Source organism: Brucella intermedia LMG 3301 (assembly GCF_000182645.1).
Lineage (GTDB): Bacteria > Pseudomonadota > Alphaproteobacteria > Rhizobiales > Rhizobiaceae > Brucella > Brucella intermedia.
This window is the reverse complement of record NZ_ACQA01000001.1, coordinates 1,123,451-1,140,284: the sequence shown is the minus strand read 5'-3', so window position 1 is coordinate 1,140,284 and position 16,834 is coordinate 1,123,451. Positions and strand designations below refer to the sequence as shown.

The following is a 16,834-nucleotide window of genomic DNA, read 5'->3' as shown; positions in this document are numbered from 1 at the left end:
CAGTTGATGGCAAAGACCAGACACATTGAGAGAAACAGCGGCGTTGCGATCTGGCGGCAGATTGCCGATGAGATACGCGGCGACATCATGGCGGGTAAGCTTCAATCCGGCGCGCGCATGCCTGCCGAGATGGAGCTGGCCGACAGGTTCGGGGTCAATCGCCATACGGTGCGCAGCGCCATTGCAGCGTTGACGCAGGAAGGCGTGCTGCGCGCCGAGCAAGGACGCGGCACCTTTGTCGCCAACGCAAGGCGCCTCACCTACCAGATCGGACGCCGCACCCGCATTTCCCAGTCGCTCGCTTCGCAGGTGCGTGAAATGCAGGGGATTCTGCTGGCCTCAGGCAGGGAAATCGCGACCCGGGAAATCGCGGACGCGCTTGAACTGCATGCGGGCGATGAGGTGATCCGGCTTGAAACGATGCACAACGCCGATGGTTATCCGATTTCGATTGCGACTCACTGGATCGATGCCGCGCGCTTTCCTTCCTTTGCAGAGGATTATGCGGAAAGCGGCTCGATAACGGCTGCGTTCAAGGCTGCGGGGATCGCCGATTACCTGCGAAAATCGACTGTCATATCGGCCCGTCATGCCGGTCCGGAAGACTTGAGAATCTTGAAACTGTCTCCGGGTGCCATCGTCGTGACAGCGCGTGCAGTAAACGTCGATACTGAGGGAAAACCGATCCAATATTCCCTGTCGCGATTTTCGGCGGATCGCATGGAGTTCTCCATCGAGAATGACGAGAACAGCTGAGGTGTCCGCCATGCAGTTTTGGTTAAGCCTCTGGGCCGATTAGGCATTATCCGGGCTGCGTTCGCTTCACCCCACTGGCATAAGGCTTAACTGCTGGATGGCCACTCCAGATCGCAGCTTGACGTGGATATTATATCCATTATTCTGGATATATGGAAAACGAATCTGCAATCCTGGCTTTTGCCGCTCTCGCCCAATCGACAAGGCTCGATACCTTTCGATTGCTGGTCCGACACGAACCCGCCGGGATCAGGGCGGGCGAGTTGGCCCGTATGCTGGACATTCCGCAAAATACGATGTCCGCCCATCTGGCTACCCTGTCACGGGCTGGTCTCGTTAGGAGCGAGCGGCAAAGCCGCTCGATCATCTATCGCGCGGATCTGGATCAGTTTCGCGATCTGACGCTTTTCATGATCAAGGATTGTTGCGGCGGCAGCGCCGAACTCTGCGCGCCTCTGCTCCAAAGCCTGACACCTTGCTGCGAACCCAGGACGGCTGACGCCGCTCAATAACCACGTTCTGGCGACGCCAGTTCACCTCAACGGACGTTAAAATGACAAATCGGTTTCAACTGGCGCCCGGCGCGCGCACGGGCAGGCAGTCGCCCATGAGAAACACCCTGACGCCGAAATGTAGGCATGTGGAGCAACGCTGATGTCTGTCTTTGAACGGTATCTGACCGTCTGGGTTGCCCTTTGCATTGTTGCGGGCGTCGCTCTGGGGCATCTTTTCCCGGCACTGTTCCACGCTATCGGCTCCGCCGAGATTGCCAAGGTCAATATTCCCGTCGCCGTTCTCATCTGGCTGATGATTATTCCCATGCTTTTGAAAATCGACTTCGCCGCGCTTCGGCAAGTCGGTCGGCACTGGCGGGGCATCGGCGTCACGCTGTTCATCAACTGGGCCGTCAAGCCGTTCTCGATGGCGCTTCTTGCATGGCTGTTCATCGGCTGGTTTTTCCGCCCGCATCTGCCTGCCGACCAGATCGACTCTTACATTGCAGGCCTTATCATCCTTGCCGCAGCACCCTGCACGGCCATGGTCTTCATATGGTCCAGCCTGACCAAAGGAGAGCCGCACTTCACCCTGTCCCAGGTCGCATTGAATGACGCCATCATGGTCATAGCCTTTGCTCCGATCGTCGGGCTTCTGCTTGGGCTTTCGGCCATTACGGTTCCATGGGATACGCTTGTTCTTTCCGTTGTCCTCTATATCGTCATTCCGGTGATCCTTGCGCAGATCATCCGGCGAAGCCTGCTGGCGGGTGGCGGACAAAGCGCGCTCGACAGGCTGCTGAAGACACTGCAACCGCTCTCGCTTGTGGCGCTGCTCGCCACTCTCGTCCTGCTCTTCGGTTTTCAGGGCGAACAGATCATCGCGCAGCCGCTCATCATCGCCATGCTGGCGGTGCCGATCCTCATTCAGGTCTATTTCAATTCGGGGCTGGCCTATCTTCTCAACCGCCTGTCCGGCGAAAAGCACAGCGTTGCCGGACCGTCGGCCCTCATCGGCGCGTCGAATTTCTTTGAACTTGCCGTAGCCGCTGCAATCAGCCTTTTCGGTTTTTCATCCGGCGCGGCGCTCGCAACAGTGGTGGGCGTTCTCGTCGAGGTGCCGGTCATGCTGTCGGTCGTCTGGATCGTGAACCGCTCCAAAGACTGGTATGAACGCGGCGCCGATCAGAAGCCTGCAACACAAACAGGAAACACCCGATGACCGTCACTATTTTTCACAACCCGAAATGCGGCACCTCGCGCAATACGCTGGCTATGATCCGGGCGAGCGGCGAAGAGCCTGTGATTGTCGAATATGTGCAGAACCCGCCCACGCGGGAACGTCTGGTCGGCCTGCTTGCGGCGATGAATCTGACGCCGCGCGAACTGCTGCGCGAGAAAGGTACGCCCTATGCCGAACTCGGCCTGTCCGATCCGAAATGGACTGATGAGGAACTGATCGACTTCATGATGGCCCATCCGATTCTGATCAACCGGCCGATTGTTGAAACTCCGCGCGGCACCCGGCTTTGCCGTCCTTCCGAGCTGGTTCTGGATATTCTGGAAAACCCGGTTGCATCCTTCACCAAGGAAGATGGCGAGCAGGTCACCTATGGAGAAAGGAAATGACTGCCGCGGACTTGCCCAACCTCGACCGGAAATCCTTTCTCCTGCCGGATGAGAATGCTCTTCGCGCACCTTTCCCGGACCATAAGCCTCGTATCCTGCTGCTCTACGGATCGTTGCGCGAACGTTCCTATAGCCGTTTCCTGACGCTGGAAGCGCAGCAACTGCTTGATGCAATGGGCGCCGAAACCCGCGTTTTCCATGCCGATGGCCTGCCTTTGCCGGACCATGGGACGCCGGATCACCCCAAGGTGCAGGAACTGCGCGAGGCGATGCTCTGGTCGGAGGGGCAGGTCTGGACAAGTCCTGAACGCCATGGCGCGATGAGTGCCGTAATGAAAGCGCAGATCGACTGGATTCCCCTGCCCGGTGGCGCGATCCGCCCAACGCAAGGGCGAACACTGGCCCTAATGCAGGTCTCCGGCGGTTCGCAAAGCTTCAATGCCGTCAACCAGATGCGTATTCTCGGCCGCTGGATGCGGATGATTACCATTCCCAACCAGTCATCGGTCGCCAAGGCCTGGCAGGAATTCGATGATGCCGGCCGCATGAAACCCTCGTCATTCTATGATCGCGTCGTCGACGTCATGGAAGAACTGATGAAGTTCACCTTGCTGACGCGCGGTATTTCAGACCATCTGACGAACCGTTACAGCGAACGGAAGGAAGCTGCTGCCCTGCTTGAAAAGCGGGTCTCGCTGCAATCGATCTGACATTCCGGCAGTCTGGCGCACAGGCAGCGGGATGCCTTCAAGTAGTTAGTCATCCCGCCGCAAGCTATTGTTTGGGCGTGATTTCATCCGATCGAAACAGGATCAGAATTCAGTCCGATAGACTGATTTCCCTGCGTAGGCCGTTCCCCTTTTCGGAATCATGCTCCAATTTCGGGCGCAGGTATTTCTGCCGTTTTGGACGCCAGAACATCATTTCAAAAAACAGAAAGGCGCTGTAAAACAGCGCCTTATCGAATTTCACTAATAAATCGGATTATACGCGTTCTCAGAACGGAATTTCGTCATCCAGGTCGCGGGAGAAACCGCCGCCGCTGCCGCCACCCGAAGACGGGCCGGACGAACCGAAGTCGCCGCCGCCACCGGAATAATCCGACATCTGGTTGCGATTGCCGCCACCGCCGAACGAACGGCCCTCACCGCCGCCTTCACCACGGCTGTCGAGCATCTGCAACTCGCCGCGGAACTTCTGCAGCACGACTTCCGTCGAGTAACGGTCATTGCCGTTCTGGTCCTGCCATTTGCGGGTCTGGAGCGCACCCTCGATATAGACCTTGGCGCCCTTCTTCAGATATTGCTCCGCGACCTTGGCAAGGTTCTCGTTGAAAATGACGACGCTGTGCCATTCGGTGCGGTCCTTGCGTTCGCCGGTCTGGCGGTCACGCCAGCTTTCAGACGTTGCAATGCGCAGATTGGCAACCACGTCGCCCGAGTTCAGACGACGAATTTCCGGATCGGCACCAAGGTTGCCGACCAGAATGACTTTGTTGACGCTACCAGCCATCGAAAAATTACTCCGGGTCTCGCATGCACACCCTTTCCGCACAGCTTCGCACGGACAAGAGGCACTTTCCAATTGAAAGCTCAGGCGCAGCGATGCGCCATCACCAGAAACTCATATGCTCACCTTACAGGACTGGCTCCATGAGCGCTCAGTCCGGCGCGGTGAATTTGTCAATGTCCACAGAGTTTATGTTCTTGTTTTGTTCAAAATGCAACCTTCGACACGAAAAAGACATGCGTTCGCCACAAATTTTCATGGGTTTTTGCACCGTTTCCCGTGCAGAAAATACAGTTTTGCGTATTTCAGGCGCAAAAACTGCATCTGCCTTAATTTGAAATCGGCCTTCCCTCCACCCTTCCTGAAGCGATAGCCACAGGCGCTATGTGAACCGGATCGGGCTCCAAGAAAAAGCCCTGCCGCTCACTGTATCTTTGGCGCGCAGGGCTTGGGTTTTGAGCAATGCTCTTGTGCAGACAATAATTCGCCAGCAGATATTTTCGGACGGCGATGACGCGCGGTCATTTGCCTTCCGCGCAAATTCAGATTTTCGGCAATCGCAGTTTCAATCAACGAGGCATCATTCCTTGCGAAAAGATGCTGCCGCGACCGAAATGGATTGTGCTTTCATCGTTGTGAAAGCTAGGCAACGTAGTCAGGTGGACTCATGCTCCTTACCTCCCTACTGGGTTTCCCGCCTCCTGCGGACCTCTTGCCGATGCCGCGTCATCCCACCACGACACCTCTCCGCCATCAGCGAGCAAGACCAGTCTGCTCCTGTCAGGAGTGACAGTCAACGCTCTTGCGTTCACATTTCGTATCGCCTATCAGAAGGCTGGTTGTTCGATATTTGTTCCAGTGATAAGAGTGCACCGATGAATGACCCGAGACCCCTTCTTATCGGAGGGTTCCACCCCATATTAGAAACCGGCGCGACGGGTTTCACCATTCGGCGCCCGTTTATCCATGGCATCATGAGCAGGCAGGACGCGGAATGAGCGATCAGAAATTCATTTCCATACGTGGCGCGCGCGAACACAACTTGAAAAATGTCGATCTCGATCTGCCTCGCGACAAGCTGATCGTGATGACAGGCTTGTCCGGTTCGGGCAAATCCTCGCTTGCCTTCGATACGATCTATGCGGAAGGCCAGCGCCGCTATGTCGAAAGCCTTTCGGCCTATGCGCGCCAGTTCCTGGAAATGATGCAGAAGCCGGACGTCGACCAGATCGACGGCCTGTCGCCAGCCATTTCCATCGAGCAGAAGACGACGAGCCGCAATCCGCGTTCGACGGTCGGCACCGTCACCGAAATCTACGACTATATGCGCCTGCTCTTTGCGCGCGTGGGTGTACCCTATTCGCCGGCGACCGGCCTTCCCATCGAAAGCCAGACGGTCAGCCAGATGGTCGATCGCGTCATGGCGGTTGAGGAAGGCACCCGCCTCTATATCCTCGCGCCCATCGTTCGCGGCCGCAAGGGCGAGTACAAGAAGGAACTGGCGGAGCTTCAGAAGAAGGGCTTCCAGCGCGTCAAGGTCGACGGCACCTTCTATGAAATCGCCGATGTTCCGGCACTCGACAAGAAATACAAGCACGATATCGATGTGGTGGTTGACCGCGTGGTGGTTCGGCCTGACCTTTCGACCCGCCTCGCCGACAGCCTTGAAACCTGCCTCAAGCTTGCCGAAGGGCTGGCCGTTGCGGAATTTGCCGACAAGCCGCTGCCGCCTGAAGAAACGGCGGAAGGCGGTGCTGCCAACAAATCGGCCAACGAGACGCATGAACGCATTCTGTTTTCGGAAAAGTTCGCCTGCCCGGTCTCCGGCTTCACCATCCCGGAAATCGAGCCGCGCCTGTTCTCGTTCAACAATCCCTTCGGCGCCTGCCCGACCTGCGACGGCCTCGGCACGCAGCAGGCCATCGATCCCAACCTGATCGTTCCCGACGAAACGGCAGTGCTGAAGGACGGCGCGATTGCCCCGTGGGCGCGATCCTCGTCGCCCTACTACAATCAGACGCTGGAAGCGCTTGGCAAAGCCTATGGCTTCAAGATCGGCGCAAAATGGGCTGATATTCCGGAAGAAGCCCGACAGGCCATTCTTTACGGCACCAAGGGCAAGGAAATCACCTTTCAGTATGATGATGGCTTGCGTTCCTACCAGACGACGAAAGCTTTTGAAGGCGTTATCCCCAATCTGGAACGCCGCTGGAAGGAGACCGATTCCGCCTGGTCGCGTGAAGATATCGAGCGCTTCATGGCCTCGACGCCCTGCCCGGCCTGTAACGGTTTCCGCCTGAAGCCGGAGGCGCTGGCGGTCAAGGTCGGCATGAAGCACATCGGTGAAATCACCGAAATGTCGATCCGCAAGGCCGATGCCTGGTTCCGTGATATCGACAGCAGCTTCAACGACAAGCAGCGCGAAATTGCCGCCCGCATCCTCAAGGAAATCCGCGAGCGCCTGCAATTCCTCAATGATGTGGGTCTTGATTACCTGACGCTGGCGCGCAATTCCGGCACGCTGTCGGGCGGTGAAAGCCAGCGCATCCGTCTTGCCTCGCAAATCGGCTCCGGGCTGACCGGCGTGCTCTACGTGCTGGATGAGCCGTCCATCGGCCTGCATCAGCGCGACAATGCCCGCCTTCTCGACACGCTGCGCCATCTGCGCGATCTCGGCAATACGGTCATCGTGGTCGAACACGATGAAGATGCGATCCTGACTGCCGATTACGTGGTCGATATCGGCCCGGCGGCTGGTGTCCATGGCGGCAAGATCATCGCGCAAGGATCGCCGCAGGACGTGATGTCCAATGCGAACTCGCTGACCGGCAAATATCTGTCGGGTGCGATGGAAGTTGCCGTCCCGGCGGAGCGGCGCAAGATTTCCAAGTCCAAGCGCATTCGCGTAGTGGGCGCGCGCGGCAACAACCTGAAAAATGTCTCGGCGGATATTCCGCTCGGCACCTTCACTGCTGTTACCGGCGTTTCTGGCGGCGGCAAGTCCACCTTCCTGATCGAAACGCTGTTCAAGGCCGCTTCGCGCCGCATCATGGGTTCGCGCGAGCATCCGGCGGAGCATGACCGTATCGAGGGGCTGGAGTTCCTAGACAAGGTGATTGATATCGACCAGTCGCCGATTGGCCGCACGCCGCGCTCTAACCCGGCAACCTATACCGGTGCCTTCACGCCGATCCGCGACTGGTTCGCGGGCCTGCCGGAAGCCAAGGCACGCGGCTATCAGCCGGGCCGCTTCTCGTTCAACGTGAAGGGCGGGCGCTGCGAGGCCTGCCAGGGCGATGGCGTCATCAAGATCGAGATGCACTTCCTGCCGGATGTGTATGTGACTTGCGATGTCTGCCACGGCAAGCGCTATAACCGCGAAACGCTGGAAGTCCTGTTCAAGGGTAAGTCCATCGCCGATGTGCTGGATATGACTGTCGAGGAAGGTGCGGAGTTCTTCTCCGCCGTGCCCGCAGTGCGCGACAAGCTGGAAACGCTCGTCAAGGTCGGTCTCGGCTATATCAAGGTCGGCCAGCAGGCGACGACGCTTTCGGGTGGTGAGGCACAGCGCGTGAAGCTTGCCAAGGAACTGTCGCGCCGCGCGACGGGCCGCACGCTCTATATTCTGGACGAACCGACAACCGGCCTGCACTTCCACGATGTGGCAAAACTTTTGGAAGTGCTGCACGAGCTGGTGGAACAGGGCAATACGGTCGTTGTGATCGAGCACAATCTGGAAGTCATCAAGACGGCTGACTGGGTGATCGATCTTGGACCGGAAGGCGGCGATGGCGGCGGCGAGATTGTCGCCGTGGGCCGTCCGGAAGACATTGTGAAGGAGAAGCGCTCCTATACCGGCCACTTCCTCAAGGAACTGCTGGAACGCCGCCCCAAGCGCAGTTCAGAGGCGGCGGAGTAGGAACGGCTTCGCCTATGTAGAGCCTCCCCCTGTTGATGCCTATCCCCACGGTTTTTTGCACTTGCCAGCTTGGCTGGCCTTCTTATCGCCACTTGTGAGATAAGGTGCAAACAATCTGACCGATGGGGATAGACATGCGGCACAGCATTCTTGGACTGGTCGTCTGTTCAGCACTGGCGCTCACTGCTACGCCGGTTTTTGCTGACGCGGCCGACATTCTTGATCGTTACAAAGCGACCATGGAAACTCTGGTGGGCGACGTCACCAATCCAGAAGCAAATCGCAAGAAGATTTTCGACGGTCTTGATGGAGACTGGTTTGCGATCAGCACATTGCAGCCAGCCGAAATCGATCCAGCAAAACTTGATCTGTTTTGCAAACCTTCGAGTCTTGGAAGAATAGCTGTGCGGGTTCTGAACCCGTATTCATTCGAAGCGACCACGGCGCCTGCCAGCAAAAACCCGTCATCCACCATTTATACGGCCCGCTCTGAAAACCAGTTCGGTTCATATACTGACGTTCAGCCGCTTGTGCGCAGGCTGGGAATTGCTGATGGGGACGCTGTTTCTCCGGCGGAGAAGAGAATGATATCCGCGATATTGCAGAGGAGTAATGGTGTTGTGACCATTACGCGCCCCTATGACGATATGCTGCTCATTCGCTCTCCAGACACGGTTTTGATTATGGCGCGATGTCCGCAGCAGGACGCTCGGTGAGAGAGCCCTATCCTTTTGGCTGCGAAATGCTTCGGGCTTCCGTTATTTGAGCAGCTTTAACCGATATCGATCGATCATCCACAAGTGGAGAATCTGTACCGCAATCAGTGCGATCAGCACTATGCCCACCGATTTTGCAGTGTATTTTTCGGGATCATGCTCCGCGGCCCAAATGAAGATACCGGCCAGCACGGCGTAAAGCACAGGGACAAAGGCCAGACCCAGAACGCGCGGTGCCGTCCAGTTAACCTGGCCTGACAGCCCCCACTGCATGGGAAGCCGCTCAAGGTCCGCAAACCTGCTGTTGGCGGCCACCGCCAGCAGCACGCTTAATGCAAAACCAACTAAACCAACGGCGAGCATATCCGTCTCCAAATCAGCCCGAGATAACCGTTCTCAAGGTGCCATATCGCGAGGGTTTGTTGAAGCACCCCCTCACCACACAAACGAAAAAAGCCCGGATAAACCGGGCCTTCTCGACAGCCAATCGCGATCATGCCGCGATGGCTGGAAATTTAATGTCACGATCCGTTCGAAGAGCTTTCACTCTCCAGATCATGATTAGCCGTTTACGGCGTCCTTCAGGCCCTTGCCAGCCGAGAACTTCGGCACGTTGCGAGCCGGGATAGCAACTTCCTTGCCGGTCGACGGGTTACGGCCGGTCGAGGCAGCGCGATGCGAAACGGAGAAAACGCCGAAGCCAGGCAGACGGACTTCTTCACCAGCCTTCAGGGCGCCGGTAACAGCAGCGAGTACGGCGTCAACAGCAGTACCGGCGTCAGCCTTCGTCAAACCGCCCTTTTCCGCAACTGCGGCAACCAATTCGTTCTTGTTCATTGGCATTTCCTTTCTTTATCTACCGGAACGGATAACGTGACCGGATTGGTCGGAGTTTATTCAAATCGTTTCACAAACCAAGCCTGTCAACGTGAAAAAACCCCGGAAAACCGGGGTTAAACACAGAAATGCCGGGCAAATTGCCCGGCATTTCGATTGTTGGTCCTGATAGACAGCTTCCGGCAGGACTATCCGACTGAATCAGAATCGCCTGCCGGAAGTTCATTTCAGCGCATCGCCAATAAGCAAACTCTTTCGAACGTTTGCCGGAAACGCCTTAATGGGCCATCGAAGCGCCAGCTTCTTCCTCGACTGAAGGGACCGGTGTCGCATTTGCGGGCTCCGTCCATTCAATCGGCTCGGGCTCGCGAACCAGAGCGTGCTTGAGCACCTCACCCACGCGGGACACCGGAACGATCTCAAGACTGTTCTTCACATTGTCCGGAATATCCGCCAGATCCTTGGCGTTTTCTTCCGGGATCAGAACCTTCTTGATGCCGCCGCGCAGTGCCGCGAGGAGCTTTTCCTTGAGGCCACCGATGGGCAGGACCCGCCCGCGCAGCGTGACTTCGCCCGTCATTGCGATGTCCTTGCGAACCGGAATGCCGGTCAGCACGGAGACAATCGCCGTGACCATGGCGATGCCTGCGGACGGACCGTCCTTCGGCGTCGCACCTTCCGGCACGTGCACGTGGATGTCGCGCTTGTCGAACAGCGGAGGCTCGATGCCGAAATCGATTGCCCTGCTGCGGACATAAGATGCCGCCGCCGAGATCGATTCCTTCATCACGTCGCGGAGGTTACCCGTGACGGTCATGCGGCCCTTGCCGGGCATCATGACGCCTTCGATGGTCAGCAATTCGCCGCCGACTTCCGTCCAGGCAAGGCCTGTCACGACGCCAACCTGATCCTCGCCATCAATCTGGCCGAAGCGGTACCGCTCGACACCCAGATAGTCGGAGAGGTTCTTTTCGGTGACTTTCACCGACTTCTTCTTCGACTTCAGAATGTCGGTCACGGCCTTGCGCGCCAGCGTCATCAGTTCGCGTTCGAGGCTACGCACACCTGCTTCCCGCGTGTAGAGGCGGATAACATTGCGCAGCGCATCGTCCGTGACCGAAAACTCCTTCGGCTGCAGGGCGTGATCCTTGATCGCCTTCGGCAGCAGGTGCCGTTTGGCGATCTCGAGCTTTTCATCTTCGGTGTAGCCGGCAATACGGATGACTTCCATACGGTCCAGAAGCGGGCCGGGAATGTTCAGCGTATTGGCCGTCGTCACGAACATGACGTTCGACAGATCGTATTCGACTTCAAGGTAGTGATCCATGAAGGTCGAGTTCTGTTCAGGATCCAGCACCTCGAGCATTGCCGATGACGGATCGCCGCGGAAATCCTGGCCCATCTTGTCGATCTCATCGAGCAGGAAGAGCGGGTTGGACTTCTTCGCCTTCTTCATCGACTGGATGACCTTGCCGGGCATCGAGCCGATATAGGTGCGGCGGTGACCGCGGATTTCGGCCTCGTCACGCACGCCGCCGAGCGACATGCGGACATATTCACGGCCGGTAGCCTTGGCGATCGAGCGGGCGAGCGAGGTCTTGCCGACGCCGGGAGGTCCGACGAGGCAGAGGATCGGGCCCTTGATCTTGGTCGAGCGGGCCTGCACCGCGAGATATTCGACGATGCGTTCCTTGACCTTGTCGAGGCCGAAATGCTCGTCATCGAGCACTTCTTCGGCGAAGTTCAGGTCCTGCTTGATCTTCGACTTCTTGCCCCACGGAATGGACAGCAGCCAGTCGAGATAGTTGCGGACGACCGTCGCCTCGGCCGACATCGGGCTCATGCTGCGCAGCTTCTTCAGCTCGGCCTGGGCCTTTTCGCGGGCTTCCTTGGAAAGCTTGGTCTTGTTGATGCGTTCTTCGAGTTCTGCCGCTTCATCGCGACCGTCCTCGCCATCGCCAAGCTCCTTCTGGATCGCCTTCATCTGCTCGTTGAGATAGTATTCGCGCTGCGTCTTCTCCATCTGGCGCTTGACGCGGCTGCGGATACGCTTCTCAACCTGGAGAACCGAAATTTCGGCTTCCATGAAGGAAAGCGCCTTCTCAAGGCGCTCGCGCACCGAGAGGATCGAAAGCATTTCCTGCTTCTCAGGAATCTTGATCGCGAGATGCGAGGCAACCGTGTCGGCAAGCTTCGAATAGTCGTCGATCTGGCTGGCGGCGCCAACCACTTCCGGCGAAATCTTCTTGTTCAGCTTGACGTAGTTTTCGAAGTCGGAAACCACCGAGCGGGCGAGCGCCTCGATCTCGACGGCATCTTCATCAGGCTCCGGCAGAGCCGCAGCATAGGCCTCGTGATAGTCTTCGCGGTCCGTAAACTTGGAAACCCTGGCGCGCGCCGTGCCTTCGACCAGCACCTTGACGGTGCCGTCCGGCAGCTTGAGAAGCTGCAGCACATTGGCAATCGTGCCGATTTCATAAATCGCATCCGGTGCCGGATCGTCATCGGCGGCGTTCTTCTGGGTGGCAAGCAGGATCTGCTTGTCCACGCCCATCACTTCCTCCAGCGCGCGAATGGACTTTTCGCGGCCGACAAAAAGCGGAACGATCATATGGGGGAAAACGACGATGTCACGCAACGGCAAAACGGCATAGAGCCCGTCTGCACCGCCCGCTTCAGAGCCACCCAGCGGTGTCTTCTGTTCAGTACTCGTCATAGTTCAAGTCCTTTCTCAGGTCTTTCAACCTGACTGCCACATCCGCGCCCCCTTTCGTCATGAGGCAGGTCACGAATGTGCTTCGGTCCATACTTGGAGAGCCGACCCCGGCAATTCAATAGGCTTTATCGGGCCGGCTTTCATAGAATCGTCATCTATCCTGCGCTGTGCCGCGCATTAGTACAATATCCAGCTTGGCCTGTACCCTGATTGCTGCCCTGCAATAGTGACAGGTTAAGCCCCACGCAAGCCTGAAGCAGGTCATCTCACCGGCCTGCACTTTTTCGTGACATGGCTGGATGTGGCCCAGCACATGAAAAAGGCCGCTTGCGCGGCCTTCTTTTGAATGATTGCTGCCGCGAATATTGCGCATTATCCGACGCAAAACCGCTACGCACTTTTGCCGGAAATGCTTCAGGCGGAAACATTACCCTTTTCGTCCTGCCGCTCGGCATAGATATAGAGCGGACGGGCGCTGCCATCCACCACATCGCCGGAAATAACCACTTCCTGCACGCCTTCCAGCGTCGGAAGTTCGAACATCGTGTCGAGCAGGATCTTTTCCATGATCGAACGCAGGCCGCGTGCACCCGTCTTGCGCTCGACCGCCTTGTTGGCAATCGCCCGCAGGGCGTCGTCGTGGAAGCTCAGCTCGACATTTTCCATGTCGAACAGGCGCTGATACTGCTTTACGAGCGCGTTCTTCGGCTCGGTCAGGATCTGCACCAGGGCATCGACATCGAGGTCTTCGAGTGTCGCGATCACGGGCAGACGACCGACGAATTCCGGAATGAGGCCGAATTTCAGAAGGTCTTCCGGCTCCAGTTCCCTGAAGACGTCACCGATGCGGCGTTCATCGACCGACTTGACGGTGGCGCCGAAGCCGATGGAGGTCTTTTCGCCGCGTGCGGAGATGATCTTGTCCAGACCGGCAAATGCGCCGCCGCAGATGAAGAGGATGTTCGTCGTGTCCACCTGCAGGAATTCCTGCTGCGGATGCTTGCGGCCACCCTGCGGCGGCACGGAAGCGACGGTGCCTTCCATGATCTTCAGAAGCGCCTGCTGGACGCCCTCGCCCGACACGTCGCGCGTGATGGACGGGTTATCCGACTTGCGGCTGATCTTGTCGACTTCGTCGATATAGACGATGCCGCGCTGCGCGCGTTCCACGTTGTAATCGGCAGCCTGAAGCAGTTTCAGGATGATGTTCTCGACATCTTCACCGACATAGCCGGCTTCCGTCAGCGTCGTCGCATCGGCCATGGTGAACGGCACATCGATGATGCGGGCGAGCGTCTGGGCAAGATAGGTCTTGCCGCAGCCCGTGGGGCCCACGAGCAGAATGTTCGACTTCGCAAGCTCGATGTCGCTGTTCTTCGACTGATGGGCGAGACGCTTGTAGTGATTGTGTACCGCAACCGACAGAACGCGCTTGGCATCCTTCTGGCCGATGACGTAATCGTCAAGGACGGCCATGATTTCCTGCGGCGTGGGCACGCCCTCGCGCGACTTCACCATGGAGGATTTGTTTTCCTCGCGGATGATGTCCATGCAGAGTTCGACGCACTCGTCGCAGATGAAAACGGTCGGGCCTGCAATCAGCTTGCGCACTTCATGCTGGCTTTTGCCGCAGAACGAGCAATAGAGCGTATTCTTGGAATCGCCGCCGCCGTTGCTGACTTTGCTCATTGCAGTTTCCTTTCAGTTGATCGAAATGAGCCTTGGGCGCTTCAGATCGATCGTTTCTTCCGGTTCGGACCCAGTGCTGGAGGAGAAACGCGCCTCCCGCCGGTCACAACAGCAGCAGATACGCGCTGCCTATAGTCCTGGACCTGTAATCAAGGGCCAGTAGTCTCAGGATTCGTCACCGTATGGCTCCCCGACCGAAGGAACCATCTGGCGACTTTTGCAGAAGCTGCACCGCCGAACAAATGAAAAATATGTTCCCGGCAAAGATTCGGCATAATCTGACCAAGTTTAGCGCCCCGAACCCCAACAGATGCTTAACGCGGCGCGTTAACCATCACGTAGGTGCAAGAATTGGGCCCCTTTTGTGGCAAAGGGCGCTAAAAACAGGTGCGAGCCGGAGAATCCGGCTCTTACTTCGATTCGTCCGCGCTCACGTCGCGCGCTTCGACCACCTTGTCGATGAGGCCGAATTCGAGCGCTTCCTGCGCGGTCATGAAATGGTCGCGGTCGAGCGTGCGTTCGATCGTCTCGTAATCGCGGCCCGTATGCTTGACGTAGATTTCGTTCAGGCGGCGCTTCATCTTGATGATGTCCTGCGCATGGCGCTCGATGTCCGAGGCCTGCCCCTGGAAACCGCCCGATGGCTGGTGGACCATGATGCGCGCGTTCGGCAGCGCATAACGCTGGCCGGTGGCGCCTGCCGTCAGAAGCAGCGAGCCCATCGAGGCGGCCTGGCCCATGCAAAGCGTGGAAACCGGCGGACGGATGAACTGCATCGTATCATAGATCGCCATGCCGGACGTCACCACGCCGCCGGGCGAATTGATGTACATGTTGATCTCTTTCTTCGGATTTTCCGCTTCGAGAAAGAGAAGCTGCGCGCATACCAGCATCGACATTCCGTCTTCAACCGGTCCGTTCACGAAGATGATGCGCTCCTTCAGAAGGCGCGAGAAAATATCATAGGCCCGTTCGCCACGGTTGGTCTGCTCAACCACCATCGGGACGAGGTTCATGACGGTTTCGATCGGATCTCTCATTATGGGCCTCTGGATATATTTATGGCGAAGTGAATAGTTTTGAATCGTCGGTGTTTCATACATAGGGCGTTGCGCCCCTGTTTCGCAAGTGGCGCGGCACGTCCCGCCTCAGTCCCAATCGGACTCCGGCTTTTCAGGACGGATGCCGCGCTTCTCGTCCAAAGTTTTGCGGGCCACTTCGGTCAGCCGGGCCTTGATGCGAACGGAGCCGTCTTCCAGGTTCTCACGCTCCACATTGCTGCCATGCTGGTAGATCCAGTCGAGCAGATGAAGCTCGAAAGGAGACAGCACAACATCGACCGCGCCGAGCGAACCCGCTATCCGCGTTTCGATAAGCGAAAGCAACCTGTCAACGCCTTCACCGGTAATGGCCGAAAGCGGAATGGGACGCCCCTCCTCGCTGCCAGCAGCGGCAAGACGCAGGGCGGCCTCACGTCCGCTTTCGTCAAGATTGTCGATCTTGTTCCAGATTTCGACGACGCGCTTGCGGTCCTGCGGCTCTATGCCCAGCCCGGCAAGGATGCTTTCCACGTCTTCGGCCTGCGCGGCATTGTCCGGATCGGAAATGTCGCGGACATGCAGGATCAGGTCGGCCTCGACCACTTCTTCAAGCGTGGCGCGGAAGGCAGCGACCAGATGGTGCGGCAGGTTCGAGATGAAACCCACCGTATCCGACAGGATGACTGTCTCACCATGCGGAAGCCGGATGCGGCGCAATGTCGGATCGAGCGTGGCGAAGAGCATGTCTTCGGCCAGTACTTCCGCGCCCGTCATGCGATTGAAAAGCGTGGACTTTCCGGCATTGGTATAGCCGACGAGCGCTACAATCGGATGCGGCACCTTGCGCCGTTTCTGGCGATGCAGCGTGCGGGTGCGTACCACGGTCTCAAGTTCGCGCTTGATCTTCAGGATCTTGTCCTGCAGCAAACGGCGGTCGGCTTCGATCTGGGTTTCACCTGGACCGCCGAGGAAGCCGCCACCACCGCGCTGGCGCTCCAGGTGAGTCCAGCTTCTGACCAGACGGCCCTTCTGATAGTTCAAATGCGCCAGCTCGACCTGCAATGCACCTTCCTTGGTGCGCGCGCGCTCGCCGAAAATTTCGAGGATAAGTCCCGTGCGGTCGATGACCTTGACGTTCCATTCCTTTTCGAGGTTGCGCTGCTGCACCGGCGTCAGGGCGTGATCGACGATGACCAGCCCGATGGCCTTTTCCTGGACGGTTTCGGCAATGGATTCCACCTTGCCCGCGCCCAGCAGGGTCGCCGGACGCGGATTGGCGACAATCGCGATTTCGGCATGTTCGATATCGAGCGCAATCGCCCGGGCAAGCCCCATTGCTTCCTCAAGCCGCGCTTCGTTCGAACGCTGGAACTGGGGCCGCGCGCCTTCCTCGGCGGTCGTGCCTGCACTATACCGCTCGGGCAGGACGGGAACGATGACAGCTGCCCGTGTGGGCTCTGGCTCTGAAAGTCCGAAGCCCTTGTCTGCATCGGCAGATGACGGCTTCTTATCCTTGAATTTGGACAATG

At 57.9% G+C, this 16,834-nt stretch carries 15 protein-coding genes and 1 pseudogene; 9 read left to right on the top strand and 7 right to left on the bottom strand.

From position 1 onward, the window contains the following. Positions 1-3 precede the first annotated feature (3 nt). The 5 genes from phnF to arsH all read left to right on the top strand — a co-directional run bounded on the left by phnF (position 4) and on the right by arsH (position 3,589). The gene (gene phnF / locus OINT_RS05425) at positions 4-756 is read left to right on the top strand and encodes a phosphonate metabolism transcriptional regulator PhnF (protein WP_039852571.1); all 753 of its coding nucleotides are present in this window, start codon (positions 4-6) and stop codon (positions 754-756) included. A gap of 152 nt (positions 757-908) precedes the next feature. After that, positions 909-1,268, top strand: coding sequence for an ArsR/SmtB family transcription factor (locus OINT_RS05420; RefSeq protein ID WP_006466775.1), 360 nt, complete (start codon positions 909-911; stop codon positions 1,266-1,268). Between the two features lie 142 nt (positions 1,269-1,410). Next, positions 1,411-2,472: an ACR3 family arsenite efflux transporter gene (arsB, locus tag OINT_RS05415; RefSeq protein ID WP_006466774.1), complete on the top strand. Its 1,062-nt coding sequence runs from the start codon at positions 1,411-1,413 to the stop codon at positions 2,470-2,472. Next, positions 2,469-2,879, top strand: coding sequence for an arsenate reductase (glutaredoxin) (gene arsC, locus OINT_RS05410; protein ID WP_006466773.1), 411 nt, complete (start codon positions 2,469-2,471; stop codon positions 2,877-2,879). Before arsB ends, arsC begins: the two co-directional genes overlap by 4 nt. Then, the gene (gene arsH / locus OINT_RS05405; protein WP_006466772.1) at positions 2,876-3,589 is read left to right on the top strand and encodes an arsenical resistance protein ArsH; all 714 of its coding nucleotides are present in this window, start codon (positions 2,876-2,878) and stop codon (positions 3,587-3,589) included. Before arsC ends, arsH begins: the two co-directional genes overlap by 4 nt. A 286-nt stretch (positions 3,590-3,875) precedes the next feature. On the opposite strand, the gene ssb is transcribed toward arsH, so the two are convergent. Beyond that, the gene (gene ssb / locus OINT_RS05400; protein WP_006470425.1) at positions 3,876-4,391 is read right to left on the bottom strand and encodes a single-stranded DNA-binding protein; all 516 of its coding nucleotides are present in this window, start codon (positions 4,389-4,391) and stop codon (positions 3,876-3,878) included. Positions 4,392-4,531: 140 nt separating this feature from the next. On the opposite strand from ssb, the gene OINT_RS23495 reads away from it, so the two are divergent. The 4 genes and pseudogenes from OINT_RS23495 to OINT_RS05390 all read left to right on the top strand — a co-directional run bounded on the left by OINT_RS23495 (position 4,532) and on the right by OINT_RS05390 (position 9,023). Then, positions 4,532-4,726, top strand: coding sequence for a hypothetical protein (locus OINT_RS23495; RefSeq protein WP_172491095.1), 195 nt, complete (start codon positions 4,532-4,534; stop codon positions 4,724-4,726). Positions 4,727-5,055: 329 nt separating this feature from the next. Beyond that, a pseudogene (locus OINT_RS22815) lies at positions 5,056-5,267 on the top strand (hypothetical protein). 115 nt (positions 5,268-5,382) lie between these two features. Continuing rightward, complete coding sequence (gene uvrA / locus OINT_RS05395) at positions 5,383-8,307, top strand: excinuclease ABC subunit UvrA (protein ID WP_006466768.1); 2,925 nt, start codon at positions 5,383-5,385, stop codon at positions 8,305-8,307. 134 nt (positions 8,308-8,441) lie between these two features. After that, positions 8,442-9,023: a hypothetical protein gene (locus tag OINT_RS05390; protein WP_039852567.1), complete on the top strand. Its 582-nt coding sequence runs from the start codon at positions 8,442-8,444 to the stop codon at positions 9,021-9,023. Between the two features lie 42 nt (positions 9,024-9,065). On the opposite strand, the gene OINT_RS05385 is transcribed toward OINT_RS05390, so the two are convergent. The 6 genes from OINT_RS05385 to hflX all read right to left on the bottom strand — a co-directional run bounded on the left by OINT_RS05385 (position 9,066) and on the right by hflX (position 16,832). Continuing rightward, the gene (locus OINT_RS05385) at positions 9,066-9,386 is read right to left on the bottom strand and encodes a hypothetical protein (RefSeq protein WP_022568860.1); all 321 of its coding nucleotides are present in this window, start codon (positions 9,384-9,386) and stop codon (positions 9,066-9,068) included. A gap of 198 nt (positions 9,387-9,584) precedes the next feature. Further along, positions 9,585-9,860, bottom strand: coding sequence for an HU family DNA-binding protein (locus OINT_RS05380; RefSeq protein ID WP_006470422.1), 276 nt, complete (start codon positions 9,858-9,860; stop codon positions 9,585-9,587). Positions 9,861-10,137: 277 nt separating this feature from the next. After that, positions 10,138-12,576, bottom strand: coding sequence for an endopeptidase La (gene lon, locus OINT_RS05375; RefSeq protein WP_006466765.1), 2,439 nt, complete (start codon positions 12,574-12,576; stop codon positions 10,138-10,140). Between the two features lie 414 nt (positions 12,577-12,990). Beyond that, complete coding sequence (clpX, locus tag OINT_RS05370; protein ID WP_006466764.1) at positions 12,991-14,265, bottom strand: ATP-dependent Clp protease ATP-binding subunit ClpX; 1,275 nt, start codon at positions 14,263-14,265, stop codon at positions 12,991-12,993. Positions 14,266-14,675: 410 nt separating this feature from the next. Next, positions 14,676-15,305 (bottom strand): ATP-dependent Clp endopeptidase proteolytic subunit ClpP, encoded by a 630-nt coding sequence (gene clpP / locus OINT_RS05365; protein WP_006470421.1) that lies wholly within the window; start codon positions 15,303-15,305, stop codon positions 14,676-14,678. Positions 15,306-15,413: 108 nt separating this feature from the next. Then, positions 15,414-16,832: a GTPase HflX gene (gene hflX / locus OINT_RS05360; RefSeq protein ID WP_006466761.1), complete on the bottom strand. Its 1,419-nt coding sequence runs from the start codon at positions 16,830-16,832 to the stop codon at positions 15,414-15,416. Positions 16,833-16,834: the final 2 nt, after the last annotated feature.